Origin of the sequence: Lysobacter defluvii IMMIB APB-9 = DSM 18482, assembly GCF_000423325.1 — a bacterium.
GTDB lineage: Bacteria > Pseudomonadota > Gammaproteobacteria > Xanthomonadales > Xanthomonadaceae > Novilysobacter > Novilysobacter defluvii.
In genome coordinates this window covers 189912-204971 of sequence record NZ_AUHT01000012.1, presented here as the reverse complement: position 1 = coordinate 204971, position 15060 = coordinate 189912, and the positions used below count along the sequence as shown (strand labels likewise).

Annotated in this window: 14 protein-coding genes; 6 read left to right on the top strand and 8 right to left on the bottom strand. The window is 71.2% G+C overall.

The features are described from left to right. Positions 1 to 14: 14 nt before the first annotated feature. Together G545_RS0111480 and speA are read right to left on the bottom strand one after the other, a co-directional pair. Positions 15 to 890: an NAD(P)-dependent oxidoreductase gene (locus G545_RS0111480; protein ID WP_027070504.1), complete on the bottom strand. Its 876-nt coding sequence runs from the start codon at positions 888 to 890 to the stop codon at positions 15 to 17. Next, a complete protein-coding gene (gene speA / locus G545_RS14595) occupies positions 887 to 2845 on the bottom strand; it encodes an arginine decarboxylase (RefSeq protein ID WP_052106795.1) in 1959 nt (652 codons plus the stop codon). The genes G545_RS0111480 and speA overlap by 4 nt, the downstream gene beginning before the upstream one ends. Before the next feature lie 153 nt (positions 2846 to 2998). On the opposite strand from speA, the gene speE reads away from it, so the two are divergent. Beyond that, positions 2999 to 3859 (top strand): polyamine aminopropyltransferase, encoded by an 861-nt coding sequence (gene speE / locus G545_RS0111470; RefSeq protein ID WP_027070503.1) that lies wholly within the window; start codon positions 2999 to 3001, stop codon positions 3857 to 3859. Positions 3860 to 4002: 143 nt separating this feature from the next. Further along, on the top strand, positions 4003 to 4692 hold the full coding sequence (locus tag G545_RS0111465) for a lipopolysaccharide core heptose(II) kinase RfaY (protein WP_052106794.1): 690 nt from the start codon (positions 4003 to 4005) through the stop codon (positions 4690 to 4692). Between the two features lie 9 nt (positions 4693 to 4701). On the opposite strand, the gene G545_RS0111460 is transcribed toward G545_RS0111465, so the two are convergent. Further along, positions 4702 to 6489: a DUF4153 domain-containing protein gene (locus G545_RS0111460; RefSeq protein ID WP_027070501.1), complete on the bottom strand. Its 1788-nt coding sequence runs from the start codon at positions 6487 to 6489 to the stop codon at positions 4702 to 4704. Further along, entirely contained in the window at positions 6473 to 6811 is a 339-nt protein-coding gene (locus tag G545_RS0111455) for a P-II family nitrogen regulator (RefSeq protein WP_027070500.1), read from the bottom strand. The genes G545_RS0111460 and G545_RS0111455 overlap by 17 nt, the downstream gene beginning before the upstream one ends. A gap of 175 nt (positions 6812 to 6986) precedes the next feature. On the opposite strand from G545_RS0111455, the gene ubiK reads away from it, so the two are divergent. Together ubiK and G545_RS0111445 are read left to right on the top strand one after the other, a co-directional pair. Further along, positions 6987 to 7274 carry a ubiquinone biosynthesis accessory factor UbiK gene (ubiK, locus tag G545_RS0111450; RefSeq protein WP_027070499.1) on the top strand — a complete coding sequence of 96 codons (288 nt, stop codon included), beginning with the start codon at positions 6987 to 6989 and terminating at the stop codon, positions 7272 to 7274. A gap of 10 nt (positions 7275 to 7284) precedes the next feature. After that, on the top strand, positions 7285 to 8814 hold the full coding sequence (locus tag G545_RS0111445; RefSeq protein ID WP_027070498.1) for a YifB family Mg chelatase-like AAA ATPase: 1530 nt from the start codon (positions 7285 to 7287) through the stop codon (positions 8812 to 8814). A gap of 7 nt (positions 8815 to 8821) precedes the next feature. On the opposite strand, the gene G545_RS0111440 is transcribed toward G545_RS0111445, so the two are convergent. Both G545_RS0111440 and G545_RS0111435 read right to left on the bottom strand, forming a co-directional pair. Then, positions 8822 to 9286 (bottom strand): hypothetical protein, encoded by a 465-nt coding sequence (locus tag G545_RS0111440; RefSeq protein ID WP_154656587.1) that lies wholly within the window; start codon positions 9284 to 9286, stop codon positions 8822 to 8824. 60 nt (positions 9287 to 9346) lie between these two features. Next, positions 9347 to 10543: a putative peptide maturation dehydrogenase gene (locus G545_RS0111435; RefSeq protein ID WP_027070496.1), complete on the bottom strand. Its 1197-nt coding sequence runs from the start codon at positions 10541 to 10543 to the stop codon at positions 9347 to 9349. 109 nt (positions 10544 to 10652) lie between these two features. Between G545_RS0111435 and G545_RS0111430 the strand changes: the two genes are divergently transcribed. Together G545_RS0111430 and G545_RS15435 are read left to right on the top strand one after the other, a co-directional pair. After that, positions 10653 to 10982, top strand: a complete 330-nt coding sequence (locus G545_RS0111430; protein WP_027070495.1) for an NHLP-related RiPP peptide — start codon at positions 10653 to 10655, stop codon at positions 10980 to 10982. A gap of 74 nt (positions 10983 to 11056) precedes the next feature. Further along, positions 11057 to 11377: an NHLP-related RiPP peptide gene (locus G545_RS15435; protein ID WP_081677867.1), complete on the top strand. Its 321-nt coding sequence runs from the start codon at positions 11057 to 11059 to the stop codon at positions 11375 to 11377. Here G545_RS15435 and G545_RS14590 read toward each other — a convergent pair. After that, entirely contained in the window at positions 11329 to 13923 is a 2595-nt protein-coding gene (locus G545_RS14590) for a putative peptide modification system cyclase (RefSeq protein WP_052106785.1), read from the bottom strand. The two genes, G545_RS15435 and G545_RS14590, sit on opposite strands and share 49 nt — an antisense overlap. Further along, on the bottom strand, positions 13920 to 14978 hold the full coding sequence (locus G545_RS14585) for a GGDEF domain-containing protein (RefSeq protein WP_081677877.1): 1059 nt from the start codon (positions 14976 to 14978) through the stop codon (positions 13920 to 13922). The genes G545_RS14590 and G545_RS14585 overlap by 4 nt, the downstream gene beginning before the upstream one ends. Positions 14979 to 15060: the final 82 nt, after the last annotated feature.

Genomic DNA, 15060 nt, shown 5'->3' with positions numbered 1-15060 from the left:
CTTGCGCGGCCCGGCTACTCCGCACCGGCGCGCCTGGCGCCACCACGCTTGAGGTCGATCAGCGAGGAGGTGTCCTCCTCGCCGCGGCGGCGCTCGACCAGTTCCGCGTAGTCGGCCAGTGCCTGCTGCAGGGTGGGCAGCTGCAGGCCCGCGCTGCCGGCGATCGCGCTGGCGATGCGCAGGTCCTTGAGCATGTGCGCGTTCTTGAAGCCGGGTTCGAACCGGCTTTCCAGCATCGTTGCGCCGCGCTTGTCCAGGAACCAGTTTCCGGCGGCGCCTGCCATCAGCGTCGGCAGCAGCACCCGCGGGTCCAGCCCGAGCTTCTCGCCCAGCGCCAGGCCTTCGCACACCGCCTCGTTGATGCCCGCCACCAGCACCTGGTTCACCGCCTTGGTCGCCTGCCCGGCACCGGTGGCACCCATGTGGCTGATGCGCGCGGCATAGGCGTCCAGCACCGGATGCGCCCGCTCGAGCACCTCCGCGTCGCCACCGGCCATCACCGACAGGCGGCCATTGCGTGCGCCCTCGACGCCGCCGGAGACCGGCGCGTCGAGGAAGCCGATGCCCTCGGCGGCAAGCAGCGCGGCGGCACGGTTCGCGGTCTGCACCGACACCGTGGAATGGTCGACCACCACCGCGCCGCGCTTGAGCACCTGCGCCAGGGCGGCCACGTTCTCGAGCACGTCCGCGTCCAGCGACACGCATAGTGCGACCACGACGCAGTCCGCGAAGTTGTCCGCCGAGCGGGCGGCACGGACCCCCAGTTCCGCCGCCAGCGCGTCGGCCTTGGCCTGGGTGCGGTTGCCCACCGCAGTCAGCAGGCCCCGCGCGTGCAGGTGGCGCGCCATCGGGGCGCCCATCGCGCCCAGGCCGATGAAACCGGCCTTCATTTCGCGCCCCCCGCCGGCGCCGTGGCGTCCCGGCGCACCGGCCGGTCCTCCAGATAGGTGTAGCTGGTCAGCCCGGCTTCCAGTGCCTGCTCCAGGCGGGCCGCCTCGTCGGGGGCCAGGTCGGCCTGGGCGATGCGGCCGCGGTAGGCGCGGCGCAGGTCGTCGAGCTTGTAGCCCACGTAGTCGAGCATGACGTCGGCGGTGTCGCCGCGGCGCTGCTGGGTGATCCGCACCCCGTCGCCGTCGATCCGCGCCTCCACCGCGTCGGTGTCGCCGAACAGATTGTGGATGTCGCCCAGGATCTCCTGGTAGGCGCCCACAAGGAAGAAGCCGAGGCAGTACGACTCGCCGTGCGCGATCGAGTGCAGCGGCATCGAGGTGTCCAGCCCCTCGTCCTCGACGTAGACGTCGATGCGGCCGTCGGAGTCGCAGGTCAGATCCTTGATCACACCGCGCCGGTCCGGGCGCCGGTCCAGGCGGTCGATCGGCATGATCGGGAACACCTGCCCGATCGCCCACACGTCGGGCATGGACTCGAACACGCTGAAGTTGACGAAGTACTTGTCGACCAGCCGCTGGTTGAGTTCATCCAGCACGGACTGGTGTCCCTTCTCGCCCGGGTCCAGCCGCGCGCGCACCTCATGGGCGACCAGGTAGAACAGGTCGTCGATCCGCGCGCGGTGCACCAGGTCGATCTGGCCCAGCGCGTAGGCCGCCAGCCCTTCGCTGTGGAAGTGCGCGGCCTCGTGGAACAGTTCCACCGGCGGGCGGTGGCCGAGCTCGGCGTGGATCTCGCGCAGCTGCCGGATGACCTGCGGCTCGTCGTCGTGCACGTCGGGCACCCGGCCGTGCGGCGCCTGCTCGACCTCGCTGACGTTGGCGATCAGCACCGCGTGGTGGGCGGTCATGGCACGCCCGCATTCGGTGACGATGCGCGGCGGTTCCAGCCCGTGCTCGGCACAGGCGGCGGACAGCGGCTGCACGATGTTGAGCGCGTACTGGTCGACGCTGTAGTTGATCGAGCACTCGCTGCGCGAGCGGGTGCCCTCGTAGTCCACGCCCAGGCCGCCGCCCACGTCCATGTAGCGCAGCTTCGCGCCCAGCGCGGACAGCTCGACCAGGTAGCGGGTCGCCTCGCGCATGCCGCCGGCGATGTCGCGCACGTTGGAGATCTGGCTGCCCATGTGGAAGTGCAGCAGCTGCAGGCAGTGGCCCATGCCGCTGTCGCGCAGCTGCTTCCACAGGTCCAGCAGCTGGCGCGGGGACAGGCCGAACTTGGCCTTGTCGCCGCCGCTGTTCTGCCACTTGCCCGCGCCCAGCGTCGCCAGGCGCATGCGCACGCCCAGGCCCGGCTCGACACCCAGCGCGCGCGCTTCCTCCAGCACCAGCGGCAGCTCCGAAGGCTTCTCGATGACGATGAACGTCTCCAGCCCGAGCTTGCGGCCGATCAGCGCCAGCCGGATGTACTCGCGGTCCTTGTAGCCGTTGCAGACGATCAACCCGCCCGGGCGGCTCAGTGCCAGCACCGCCATCAGCTCGGGCTTGCTGCCGGCCTCCAGGCCGAAGGCGGTGCCCGCCGGCGTGGCGGGGGCACCGGCGACCGCGTCATGGCCATGGGCGGCCAGCATCCCGGCCACGCCGGCGTGCTGGTTGACCTTGATCGGGTAGACCGCGGTGTAGCCGCCCGTGTACTCCGACTCCTCCATGGCGTTGGCGAAGGCGCCCTGCAGCCGGCGCAGGCGGTCGCCCAGGACGTCCGGGAAGCGCACCAGCAGCGGCAGCTTGGCGCCGTTGCCGCGCGCGCGCTCGACCACCTCGGCCAGCGCCACCGACGGGCCGCCGTCGCCGCGCGGGCGGACCACCACCCGGCCGGCGTCGTCGACGTCGTAGTAGCCCTCCGACCAGTAGGGCACGGAGTAGGTCTGGCGGGCCTGATCGGGCGACCAGTCGGTCATTCGTCTCACCGGGGCAATGCGTGGGGGATGCGCATTCTATCCGCACCCCCGGGTGCGGCCCGTCAGCACCGGGTCACGGGTGGCGCGCACCGGCTTGGCTACAATCCGCGGCCCCACCCGCCACGCCCGCGTGGCCCCGACGACGGAACACGAATGAACGCTGACACCCAGTGGCACTACGAGGATTTCGAACCGACCGGCTCGGCGATCGGCTATCGGATCACCCGCAAGCTCGACGAGGTGCGCTCGCCGTTCCAGCACATCGAGATCTTCGAGACCACCGACTGGGGCAACCTGATGCTGATCGACGGCGCGGTGATGCTCACCAGCCGCGACAACTTCCTGTACCACGAGATGATGTCGCATCCGGCGCTGTTCACCCACGCCGATCCCAAGGACGTGGTGATCATCGGCGGCGGCGACTGCGGCACCCTGCGCGAGGTGCTCCGGCACCCGGGCGTGCGCAGCGCGGTGCAGTGCGACATCGACGAGCAGGTCACCCGCATGTCGGAGAAGCACTTCCCCGAGCTGTGCGAGTCCAACGGCGACCCGCGCGCGCAGCTGCTGTTCGACGACGGCATCGCCTACATGAAGAACCGGGAGCCGGGCAGCGTCGACATCGTCATCGTCGACTCCACCGATCCGGTCGGGCCGGCCGAGGGGCTGTTCAACAAGGCCTTCTACGAGTCGTGCTTCCGCGCCCTGCGCGAGGACGGCATCCTGGTCCAGCAGTCCGAGTCGCCGCTCGCCCTGCTGGAATTGATCGGCGAGATGCGCGCGGAGATGGGCAAGGCCGGCTTCGGCGCCTTCCAGACCCTGTCGTTCCCGCAGCCCTGCTATCCGACCGGCTGGTGGAGCTGCACGCTGGCGCGCAAGCAGGCCGGCGCGGGCTTCGACTTCCGCGAGCAGGACGCGCGCGGGAAGGAATTCGACACCCTGTACTACAGCGCCGACATCCACCGGGCCGCGGCGGTGCTGCCGCCGTTCGTGCGAAAGGCGCTGAACGAAGGCTGACCCCCGGCTGGAACGATCCGTCGCCGCCGGAGCCATTCTGAAGGGGCCCGGCGGCCGCATCTGGGAGGCTGCAGGCACCAGCACCGTCGCGCGATCCCGCCTGCACCCGGGCATGCGCCCGCTGCGCGGCGCCCGGATCTGCAATGCCACCCCAGACTTCCCTGGTCCATGCGCAGGACCACGCCCCCTCCCCTACCCGCACCCTCAAGCGCGGCACCCGCGTGCTGGAGCCGGACGTCTACGTCGCCAGGCTCAACGGGCGCCGGGCAGTCCTGAAGGACTACCGGCGCTACCGCCGGACCCCGCTGGCGCCGCTCGCCCGGCTGCTGGTCCGGCGCGAGGCCCGGAACCTGGAGCGCCTGCGCGGCTGGGGACACGCACCGCAACCGGTGGCGACCACCGACGCGCTGGTGCTGGGAATGGAGTACATCGACGGCCAGCCGCTCGGCGATGACATGTCGGCAGTGTCTACCGACCTGTTCCAGCAACTCCGCGCCGCGGTCGGCACGCTGCACGCGGCCGGGATCGCCCACAACGACCTGCACCGTTCGAACATCCTGGTGAGCGGAGGCGTACCGAAGGTGGTCGACTTCGCCGCCGCGCTGGCCATGCCGGGGTGGCTGGCACGCAGTGGCTTCGGCCGGCAGCTGCTGCGCAGCGAGCTGGCCAAGGTGGTCAAGCTGCAGACCCGGCTCGCGGGCACGGCGCCCTCACCGGAGGACGCGCGGGTGCTGGTGGATCCGGGCTGGGTGCGCGCGCTGCGTGGCACCTGGACCCGGCTGTACCGCGGAGCCGGCGGACGTGGCTGGGGGCGCCGCCGGCGCACCCGGTAACCAGGTCCGTCAGCGCGGCACGTCGACCGGCGCGCGCTGTCCACCGATCTCCAGGTCCGGCCAACGCCGGCGCACGGTGCCGACCTCGCCCCTGCGCAGGGCCTCGGCCACGCCACCACGCTGCCCGTCCGGCAGCACGACCTGGGCGATGTCGCCCCAGGTGCCGTCCGCGTCGCGCGCATGCAGCTGGCAGTGGGCGGCCCAGTCGCCGGACAGGTTGCACAGCAGCATGTCGGCGGCGCCGTCGCCGTCGAGGTCGCGGGCGATGGCCACGCAGTCGCTGCCGGGTTGCAGGCAGCCGATCGACTCCAGCGGGTCTTCGGAAAGCAGCGCCGGCCACCAGTCCTCGGGTACCGGGGCCGGGGTCGCGACCAGCGCCCGTGCCTGCTCCGCACTGTCAATCGTCGGCTCGGCATCCATCCACGGCTGCCACCGGTGCTGGCGCGCCAGCGCGCGTTCGATCCGGTCGGCCAGCCCGGCGTCGTCCTGCACCCGCGGCTCGTCCACGATCCCGGCCAGTGCCTGATAGCCGGCGCGCCCGGACTGGAAGCGCAGGTAGTCCACGTCGAAGTCCTCCGGGTCGGTCTTGCCGTCCAGCAGCCGCTCGACCTGGCTGTGCGCGGCGATGCGCTGCGGGTCCAGTACCGGCGAGTTCGCCAGCAGCACCAGCGCCACGCCCAAGAGCGCGGCGGTGACGTTGACCGGCTCCAGCTTGGCCAACCACGGGTCCTTCCGCGACAGCGCCGCCCAGGCATAGCCGAACGCATGCACCGCGAGCACGCTCGCCGCCAGCACGCCCCACAGCCGGTCCACGGTCCACCCGTACTGGCCGATGCGCAGCCCCAACGCGACCAGCGCCAGCACCGCGAACACCGGCAGCACGACCAGCCCCGCCGAGGCCAGCAGGCGCAGCGGGCGCGGATACGGCGGCGGCTCGTCGCCGTCCTGGTGGACCGCGTTGGCGAACACCACCATCGCCAGCACCAGCGCCATCAGCACGGTCGCCGCCGAACGCGTGCCCCACAGCGGCTCCAGGCCGGTGAACGGCAGGGTGGCGACGAACAGCAGCGCGATCGCCGCCAGCAGCGGGAACAACCCGGTGAAGATCGCGAACAGCAACCGGCGCATGACCCGCACCGGCTTGGACTGGCTGCGGCCGACCAGCACCCCCAGCCCGACGATGACCCCCGTGCCAAGGTAGGCGAACGGCCTCGAAGTGAAGATGTCGGCGAACAGGTCCACCCCGACCAGCTTGAACAGCCCGGCCCACAGACCGAGCACCGCCCAGCACGCGCCGGTGAACACCGCCGCCACCGCCAGCGTCAGCGCGTTCTGCCAGGCGTGGGCGAACAGCTCCGGGTACGGCGCGCACCAGCGGCCGTGTTCCTGGCGGCACTGCAGGAAGGGTCCGGCGACGAACAGCGCGGCCGCCATGCTGGCCGCGAACGGCGCCAGGATCCGGTCCTCCGCCAGCCCCGGTGCACCGGTGGCCGCGCGCGCGGCCCACAGCGACAGGCCGAGGTAGACGACGCCGATCAGCGCGGCGTGCTGCCAGAAGCGCGCCTCGTCCAGCCGCCGCACCGACAGCGCCATCGCCGTCGGCACGGAGAGCACCAGCGTGTACCAGGACACCCGCGGTCCCAGGCTGTCCAGCAGCGGCCAGCCGTTCTCCCCACCCAGGTGCACCAGCCACAGGGCAAGCCCCTGCAGCAGGGCCAGCAGGACGATGAAGGCGCGGACCTGCGGCTCCAGCCGCGGCGCGGCCTCGTCGTCCAGGGTGTCAGAGCGCGTCGGCATCGAGTTCGCCGGTGCGGATGCGCACCACGCGGTCCAGGTCCCAGACGAAGACCTTGCCGTCGCCGATCTTGCCGGTGCCCGCCGCCTTCATGATCGCCTCGACCACGGTGTCGAGCTGGTCGTCGGTGACCGCGACCTCGAGCTTGATCTTGGGCAGGAAGTCGACCACGTACTCGGCGCCGCGGTAGAGCTCGGTATGGCCCTTCTGGCGGCCGAAGCCCTTGACCTCGGTAGCGGTGATGCCGGCCACGCCGGCCTCCGCCAGCGCCTCGCGCACGTCGTCGAGCTTGAACGGCTTGATCACCGCCATGACCATCTTCATCGGGCTGCCTCCGGCGCGTCGTGACCGCGCGAGGATACGCCAGCACCGGCCGCGCTGCGCTAGAGTGTCGCCACCGGAACCGGACTATCCCGACCCCGCGCCGGGGCGAGCGCCGATGGCGCGCCGCCCCCGCCATGGCGACGCTGGAGGCCGGTCCCGGAGGAGCCCCAAGCAGATGATCGACCTCGCCCACATCGACGACCTCGCCCGCCGCCTGTCCACGCTGGTCCCGCCCGGGCTGCGCGAGGGCCGCGAGGAGATGCAGCAGAACTTCAAGGCCGTGCTGCAGGCCGGCCTGTCGAAGCTCGACCTGGTGACCCGCGAGGAGTTCGAGGTGCAGCGCGCGGTGCTGGCGCGCACCCGCGACAAGCTCGAGCAGCTCGAGCGCGAGCTGGCCACGCTGGAAGCACGGCAGGCGGGCACCACGCCGCCCGCCGCGGGCGACGACCTCCCGCGTCACTGACGTTCCCGCGATGAACCTTGCACTCGTGCACAGCCGTGCACGCGTGGGCGTGCGCGCGCCGGAAGTACGCGTGGAGGTCCACCTCGCCGGCGGACTGCCGTCGATGTCCATTGTCGGCCTGCCGCAGGCGGCGGTCCGGGAGGCCAAGGACCGCGTGCGCGCCGCGATCCAGTGCGCGCAGCTGGAGTTCCCGGCACGCCGCATCACCGTCAACCTGGCACCGGCCGACCTGCCCAAGGGCGGCGGGCGCTTCGACCTGCCGATCGCGCTGGGGATCCTGGCGGCGAGCGGGCAGATCCCGCTACAGGCGCTGGGGGACTGCGAGTTCGTCGGCGAGCTGGCATTGACCGGGCAGCTGCGCGAAGTGGACGGGGTGCTGCCGGTGGCGCTGGCCAGCGCCGCGGCGGGACGGCGGCTGGTGGTTCCGGCCGGCAACGGCCCGGAGGCGGCCCTCGCGGGGGCGGCGCGGGTGAGCGTGGCCCGCACCCTGTCCGAGGTCTGCGCCGGACTCGCGGGCCGCAAGCTCCTTTCGGTTGCGCAGGCCCCGGCCACCGTGGAGGACACGGCCGGACCCGACATGCGCGACGTGCGCGGGCAATTGCATGCCCGGCGCGCGCTGGAGATCGCCGCGGCCGGCGCCCACCACCTGTTGCTCGTCGGTCCCCCGGGTTGCGGCAAGACCCTTCTGGCCTCGCGCCTGCCGGGCCTCTTGCCGCCCGCGAGCGAGGTCGAAGCGCTGGAAACCGCGGCGGTACAGTCCCTCGCCGGCAGCGGCAGCGGCCGCGGGTTCGACCCGGCGCGCTGGCGGCAGCGGCCGTTCCGCGCCCCCCACCACACGGCCAGCGCGGTGGCGCTGGCCGGTGGCGGCGGCGAACCGCGCCCGGGCGAGATCTCGCTGGCGCACAACGGCGTGTTGTTCCTGGACGAGCTGCCCGAGTGGCGGCGCAGCGCGCTGGAAGTGCTGCGCGAGCCCCTGGAAGCCGGGGAGGTGACGGTTTCGCGGGCGGCGCGGAGCATCCGATTCCCGGCCCGGTTCCAGCTGGTGGCGGCGATGAACCCCTGCCCCTGTGGCCTGGCCGGCGACCCGTCCGGGCGGTGCAGCTGCACGCCCGACCAGATCGCGCGCTACCGCGGCCGCGTCTCCGGTCCGCTGCTCGACCGCATCGACCTGCACGTGGACGTCCCCAGGCTGCCGTCGTCGGAACTGCGCGCCGACGCGCCAGCGGGAGAAGACAGCGCCCGCATCCGCGGCCGGGTCATCCGTGCGCGCGCCCGGCAGCTTGACCGCGGCGGACGACCCAATGCCCTGCTGGACGCCGGCGGCACCCATGCCGCCTGCCTGTTGTCACCGGACGACCAGCGACTGCTGGAGCGCGCGGTCGAACAACTCCAGCTGTCGGCGCGCTCGATGCACCGGATCCTGCGGGTTGCACGCACCATTGCCGACCTGGCGGACTGCGACGCCATCGCCACGGCGCACCTCGCGGAGGCGATCGGCTACCGGCGCATGGACCGGCGGCAGGAGCGCGTGCCGTGCTGAGCGTGCTTCAGTTCGAGCAGCCGACACCGCCGTTGCAGACGTTGGTCCGGTCCCACAACCGCTGGGAGTTCTGCAACTCCAGCTCGCGCTCGGCGACGGTCTTGCACACCCGCACATAGCGCTGGCTGCCGGTGCGCTTCTCGCGCTTGCAGACCAGCCGGTTGCGGTCGTCGCCCTGGACCAGGGCATTGATCCGCTCCAGCTCGTTGGTCAGCTGCGTCCTTTGCGCCGGATGGAGCCGGTCGGCATCGGAGTGGCCCTCGAGGATCCCGAAGACGCGTTCCTGGGCGGCCTGCAGCTGCGCGCGTTCGGTTGCCGACAACGCTGCCAGGGACGCGTCGCCCTGCGCCAGCTTCTCATGCAGCTCCAGCTGCTGGGCCCTGATCTCGGCAAGGGTCGGATCGGCCGCACGCACCTGTCCGGTCCCGAGCATCAACGCCACCGCCAACACCCCCGGTAGAACCTGCTTCATCCGCACCCTTCCCCTTTGCCGGTCTTGGCCGAACGCTACCACCAACAGGGCAGGCCTTGCTCATTCCGGGTCGGTGGGCACCCGGGCTACCTCCCACACCTCGCCCGCCGGGTCGAACTCGGCCGTTTCCATCCGCCGGGCGCGCCAGCCGAAGCCGCACACCGCCAGCGGGCTCTCCTCCAGCGGGTCCAGCCCGAAGGCACGCTCGATGTCGACCTCGTTGATCGCCGAGGTCACAAACGCCCCCAGCCCCAACTCGGTGGCCGACAGGTACAGGGTCTGCGACAGGTGCCCGGCGTCCAGCACCAGTGCACGGTAGGCCTTGGGATGGTGGCGGTACTTCCAGTAGCTGCGGGCGAAGCGCGGCACCAGGGCGGCCAGGACCGGGGCGTCGGCGAACCAGTGCTGGCCGGACAGGGCCAGCAGCGCCAGTTCGTCCAGCGGGGCTTCCGGCGCCGGCAGCGGCTCCAGTGCATGCTCCACCGGGTGGTAGTGGTACAGGCCGGGCGCCACGTCCTCGACGTTGCGCACCAGCAGGTAGGCACCGGTCGAATGCAGTCCGCCGCCGGAGGGGCTGCCCTTCTTGAGGAACGTGGCGCCGGTGCCGGCGTCCACGTGGGCACGCGCGCCGAATACCCGCTGCAACATGGTGGCGAAGCGTGCCTGGTCCAGCGGACGCGCGGTGTCGAAGTTGCGGCAGGTGGCGCGCCGCGCCAGCAGGCGGTCGAAGTCGGCATCCGGCGTGCGCGGCAAGGGCTGCCGCGGCGCCCCCGGCCCGGTCCCGGTCTGCGCCACGTGCGGCGGCGGCGGGCCGAAGCGCGACTCCAGCCCCTCGATGGTCAGCAGCCCGGCGCGCTCGCTTTCCCCCGCCCCGTCCACGCCCTGCCAGCGCCCGTGGCGATGCGCCACCGCCGAGGGCGTCCACCAGCACAACTCGCGCAGCCGGGCATCGGCGTCCGATGCGGCCGGATCGGACGGTGCCTCTTCCAGCAGCAGCCCTTCCGCAACCAGGCGCGGCACGGCCGCTGCCAAGACCTCCGGCAATCCATCGGGATCCAGCCATTCCGTGGGGCTGGCCAGGCCAAGCAGCTCGCGCTCGGCGGCGTCGACTTCCACCGGCGCGTCCAGGTGCCCGGCCAGCGCGAGACAGCGCAACGTCCGCCGCAGCCCGTTGCCGCCCGCCAACAGGTCGTCCAGCGCGAAGCGCGCCTCCTCCCGCGGTTCCAGCATCAGGACCGCGCATCGACGAATCCGCATATTCCCTTCCCCCTCGTGCCCGGCACGTCCGCCACGGCTGCATTATGCTCGGCCCAGCCGCACGCCCGTGCGGCCGACCTGGGGAGGGAAACCAATGCACGCACACCAGATGGAAGAGCAGACGCACGAAACGCTGCCGCCGGACATTGCGGACCGGCTGCTGGAACTGCTGTCGACCAGCGATGTGTTCCGCGCGAAGTTCCAGCGGGACCCGGCCGGCGCGCTCCATGACATCGGCCACGAGCCCGCTGCGAGGATGCGGGGCAAGCGGCCTTTCAAGGGCCAGCCGTATTACTGCCTGACGGGGGAGCTGGCTTCAAAGGAAGAGATCCGTCGGTCGCGGGAGGCACTCAAGCAGTATTTGACGCAACGCGCCAACCACACTGTGGTGTTCCATTTCGGTTGCGCCGAAGCGGGTCCGGTACTCCGAGGGAACTGACATTTGCCGCATGGCCGCCCCCGAGGGCGGCCTCCGTTGCTGGGTCTACGCGTGTCAGCTGACAGGGGGAATACATGGATTCGACAAAGAAGCCGCACCATCCGCCATTCGATCCGGTCGTGGCCGACCGCCTTCTTTCGCGGCTGGCTGAGGATGATGACTTTCGCCAGCTGTTCGCCAGCGATCCGCAGGCCGCCCTCCGGGAGGTGGGCCACCCGGACGCCGCGGCCGCACTAGCCAGTGCCAGCTGCATGAAGGTGCAACGACTGGCGTCCAAGGAAGAGATCAGGGCTTGCCAGGAGGCGCTGCAGCGCGACCTCACTTCTGCTGCTGCCTACACGGTCGTCTACTCGTTTGATGCAAACGAACTGGCAGGCAGGCTGCGACGCAAGTAAGCGCCATGCTGTGCAGCCGTCTTCATTGATCGCTCACGAGCGGTCCCAAGGTCAATGACGTTCATGGCCAGGAACACCTGGCCACCGAGGGGCTCTGACCAGGCGCGATGTGCGTTGCGCTCCAGCCATGCCTCTTCGGCCTCGGCAGCAGCGCGTTCGCCTAGGTCCCGAAGCACTGCCGCGCGAACCACATGCCATTGATAAGGTGCGTTTCGTGCGCGCTCAGGTGAAAGCTTTTCGAGGGCTTCAGCCGACTTGCCGGCTGCGCGCAACTGCTCCGCCTCCACGGCGTCGTACAGCCGCTGCAGCGTAGGGTGGCCGCTCCGCTGCGCCGCCGTGCGGAGTTCCTCGATGACTGCTGCGACCCCGGCGTGATCGCCCAAGCGTTGTCCGATTCTCACTGCCGCCAGCGCTATGGCTGTCGTGTCCGCACTCGAAACTGCGGGCCCGGTGCGGGCATCCAGTGCAACCTCTCGTGCGAGTGCCCGGACGGTGAGGGGGTCCGGTTCGTCCGTCCCGAGCCCAGATGCCGCAGTTAAGGCCTGGATCCGCAGAACCCGCTGGACCAGAACCGATGCATCACCGGAACCGGCCACGGCGGAACTCCCAACCCGGGCCGCCTCCTCGAATCTGCCCGCCGCGAGATTGACGGATATGCGCTCCAGATAATTGAGTGGCGCCAAGGTTCCAGGCAGGGGAGGAGCCGCTTCCAGTATCGCGCCCGCTTCTTGCAGCCGACCCAGCGATGCGAGGGCCGACGCAACGCGGCGACCAGGTGCACTTCCACGGAGCTCAGCAGCCAATTGCAGGCTCGCGAGAGCGTCTTCGCTCGCACCTGCTGCGAGTTGAATCAGACCTTTGAGTTCCACTGCCGCGTGGCGCAGTGGATTCTCCGGCACCGTCGCCTTCGAAATGGCCGTGTAGGCCTCACAATAGTCGCCCATCCCGAACTTGATCCACGCGTAGTTGTGGTGCGCGGCGAAGTAATCTGGATACGTCTCTCCCAGTAACCGCCATGCATCCGCTGCGCGCGCCGCGCCGGCGTCGCCATACTCAGCCACCCAGGCGTCCAGGTACAGTGCTTCGCGGGGCGCAAGGCGCTCGCGCAACTCCGCCGCGCGGGCGACATACTCTTCGGCCGCTCCGGCATCGGCCGTGGTCACGAGGGCGCGCACAGCACCCAGGTACGCGAGGGCAAACTCCGGATCCAGTTCGATCGCACGCTCGAAGTGCTGCAGCGCGAGCGCATAGTCGGCGACGCGATACGCCTCCAGCCCCAGTGCATAGGACTTCAACGCGTCGAGGCTTGAGGTGGCCACGCGGGGCAGCGGCTGTGCCGTGTTGGCCAGCATCTGGGCACTCTCTCCGAGTCCGTCCCGCAGCGCCGCCACGATCGTATCGATCGACTGCAAAGTGGACCCGGCGCCCGCGCCGTCGGCATGTCCTACCCACACAACGGCCCCGCTATCAGGGTCGATCATCTCCGCCGTCACTCTGACGCGCCCGTGGACCTCGGCCACGGTAGGCACGATCACGGCCTTCAAGCCTTCACGGACTGCCACTTCGGCGGCGGTAGAGCGGTCCAGCGGGGCATCCGGATCAACACGCATGTTGCCGAGGACCTGGCGCACCTTCATGTCCCCCAGCACGTTCACATGCCGCGACTGTTCCAGGCTCACCCGGAACGCGAGCTCCAGCGAGTCGTCCAGCAGCGGTTCGCCGGTGAGGTTGCGGACGTCGGCCAGCACCACCCAGTCGCGCTCGCCGAAGGCGATCGCCGGCTGCGGGCGGGTGAACAGCCAGGTGGCGGCCGCGATCGCGAGCACCACCACCGCTTGAGCCGCGAGGGCGGTCGGGCGGCGCCACACCGGCAGGTCGCGCCAGGCCTTGGGGCCGTGCACGGGACGGCGCAGCGGGGCGATGCCAGGCTCGCCGGCTTCGAACACCTCCTGCGACGACGGAAAGCCTTTGAGGCGCCAGCGTCCCCAGGATTTCCACGCCAGGTGCAGGCCACGCTCGCCCAGTTCGCGGGCGCTGCGCCGGGCCAGCGGTTCGGCCACCGACGACAGCAGGACCTGCCCGGGCCGGGCCATCCCCAGCAGGCGCGCGGCCAGGGGCTTGGCGAGTCCCTCGACCTCCACCGGCTTGGCCCCCACCCGGACCGCCTCCGGGCTGTTGCGCCAGGTCAGCACCTCGCCCACGTGCATGCCGGCGCGCGCCTTGAGGTCGACCTTGTGCGGCGCGCCGACCTCGCGCAGCCCGCGCACGTAGTCCAGGGCGAAACCGAGGCCGTCGATCGGGCGTTCGAACAGCAGCAGCATGCCGTCGGAGCGGTCGATCAGCCGTCCGCGCCAGCGCTCCTGCAGCTGCAGCACCAGCCGGTCATGGGCGCGGAACAGTTCGGCCGCGGCGCCGTCGCCGATCTTCTCCACCAGCTCGGTGGAGCCGACCAGGTCGGTGAGCAGGATCGTCCGCAGCTGCGGGGTGGCGGCAGGCCCGGTCGCCGGCGTGTCCGCGGCGTTGTCCGGCACGCCCACGACGCTCATTCCGTCGCCACCGTGGCGTCCTGCCATTCCACCCGGTTCCCGCCCAGGCGCTTGGCGCGGTACAGCGCGGTGTCGGCCAGGCCATAGCCGTCGCTCCAGCGGCCGCCCGGCGGCAGCAGGCTGGCCCCGATGCTCAGCGCGCACATGCGCGGCGGCGACTGCGGGATGTCCTGCAGCCCGCGCGCGGTCTCGGCGATGAAGTCGGCGTAGCGCAGCACTTCCGCGCGGCCGCCGTCGGCCCTGAACAGCAGCGCGAACTCGTCGCCGCCCAGGCGGCAGGCGATGTCGTTGGCACCGGACACCGAGCGCAGGATGCTGGCCACCCCCTGCAGTACCCGGTCGCCGGCGACGTGGCCGTGCTCGTCGTTGATCTGCTTGAACCCGTCGCAGTCCACCAGCAGCAGGCCCAGCCCGCCGGTGGCGCCGTTGCGCTCGCGCTCCTGCAGGTGGGCGCGCAGGCCGCGGCGGTTGAACAGGCCGGTCAACTCGTCGCGCAGCATCATCGCCTCGGCGCGGGTGAGCTGGTCGTTGGCCGCGCGCAGGCTGTCGAGCGCGCCCTGCAGCTCGGTATTGCGCCGCCGCAGGCGCCGGATCAGGAACTGCTCGTTGAGCACCACGCGCGCGATCGCCCGGCGCAGGAAGTGCGCCACCACGTCCGGGCGCGCGTCGACCAGGCGCTGGAACTCCTCATGCCGCACTTCCAGCAGTTCGCCGTCCGCACGCGCGCATGCCGTCGCACTGCGCGCGTGGTCGCCGATCAGCAGCCCCAGCTCGCCGAAGAACTCCCGCGGCCCGAGGGTCTTTCCCACCAGGTCCTCGCCGAAGTCGAGCTCCACCTGCCCGCTGGCGATGATGTACATCGTCGTGCCCAGGTCGCCGCGCCCGAACAGCACTTCGCCAGCCCGCATCGACCTGGGCCTTGCGATCCCCGCGAACAGGGCGTACTCCGACACCGAAAGCTCCGGCGTTCCGGGGTCGTCCTGGGGTGCGCCGGCAAGGTCCGCCGGCCACGGTGCGGGGGCGTCCGTCCCCACCTGCGCCGCGAGTGCTGACATGCGCTTCACGCCGTATCCACTAGGCCATGGGAGAGGCAGCATAGCCTGCCCTCCCGTGAACTACGCAGTCGGCGCCCCGGAG

Coding starts and splice junctions, on each gene's coding strand:
- G545_RS0111480 (WP_027070504.1), bottom strand. CDS start 890: ATGAAGGCCGGTTTCATCGGCCTGGGCGCGATGGGCGCCCCGATGGCG.
- speA (WP_052106795.1), bottom strand. CDS start 2,845: ATGACCGACTGGTCGCCCGATCAGGCCCGCCAGACCTACTCCGTGCCC.
- speE (WP_027070503.1), top strand. CDS start 2,999: ATGAACGCTGACACCCAGTGGCACTACGAGGATTTCGAACCGACCGGC.
- G545_RS0111465 (WP_052106794.1), top strand. CDS start 4,003: ATGCCACCCCAGACTTCCCTGGTCCATGCGCAGGACCACGCCCCCTCC.
- G545_RS0111460 (WP_027070501.1), bottom strand. CDS start 6,489: ATGCCGACGCGCTCTGACACCCTGGACGACGAGGCCGCGCCGCGGCTG.
- G545_RS0111455 (WP_027070500.1), bottom strand. CDS start 6,811: ATGAAGATGGTCATGGCGGTGATCAAGCCGTTCAAGCTCGACGACGTG.
- ubiK (WP_027070499.1), top strand. CDS start 6,987: ATGATCGACCTCGCCCACATCGACGACCTCGCCCGCCGCCTGTCCACG.
- G545_RS0111445 (WP_027070498.1), top strand. CDS start 7,285: ATGAACCTTGCACTCGTGCACAGCCGTGCACGCGTGGGCGTGCGCGCG.
- G545_RS0111440 (WP_154656587.1), bottom strand. CDS start 9,286: ATGAAGCAGGTTCTACCGGGGGTGTTGGCGGTGGCGTTGATGCTCGGG.
- G545_RS0111435 (WP_027070496.1), bottom strand. CDS start 10,543: ATGCGGATTCGTCGATGCGCGGTCCTGATGCTGGAACCGCGGGAGGAG.
- G545_RS0111430 (WP_027070495.1), top strand. CDS start 10,653: ATGGAAGAGCAGACGCACGAAACGCTGCCGCCGGACATTGCGGACCGG.
- G545_RS15435 (WP_081677867.1), top strand. CDS start 11,057: ATGGATTCGACAAAGAAGCCGCACCATCCGCCATTCGATCCGGTCGTG.
- G545_RS14590 (WP_052106785.1), bottom strand. CDS start 13,923: ATGAGCGTCGTGGGCGTGCCGGACAACGCCGCGGACACGCCGGCGACC.
- G545_RS14585 (WP_081677877.1), bottom strand. CDS start 14,978: ATGTCAGCACTCGCGGCGCAGGTGGGGACGGACGCCCCCGCACCGTGG.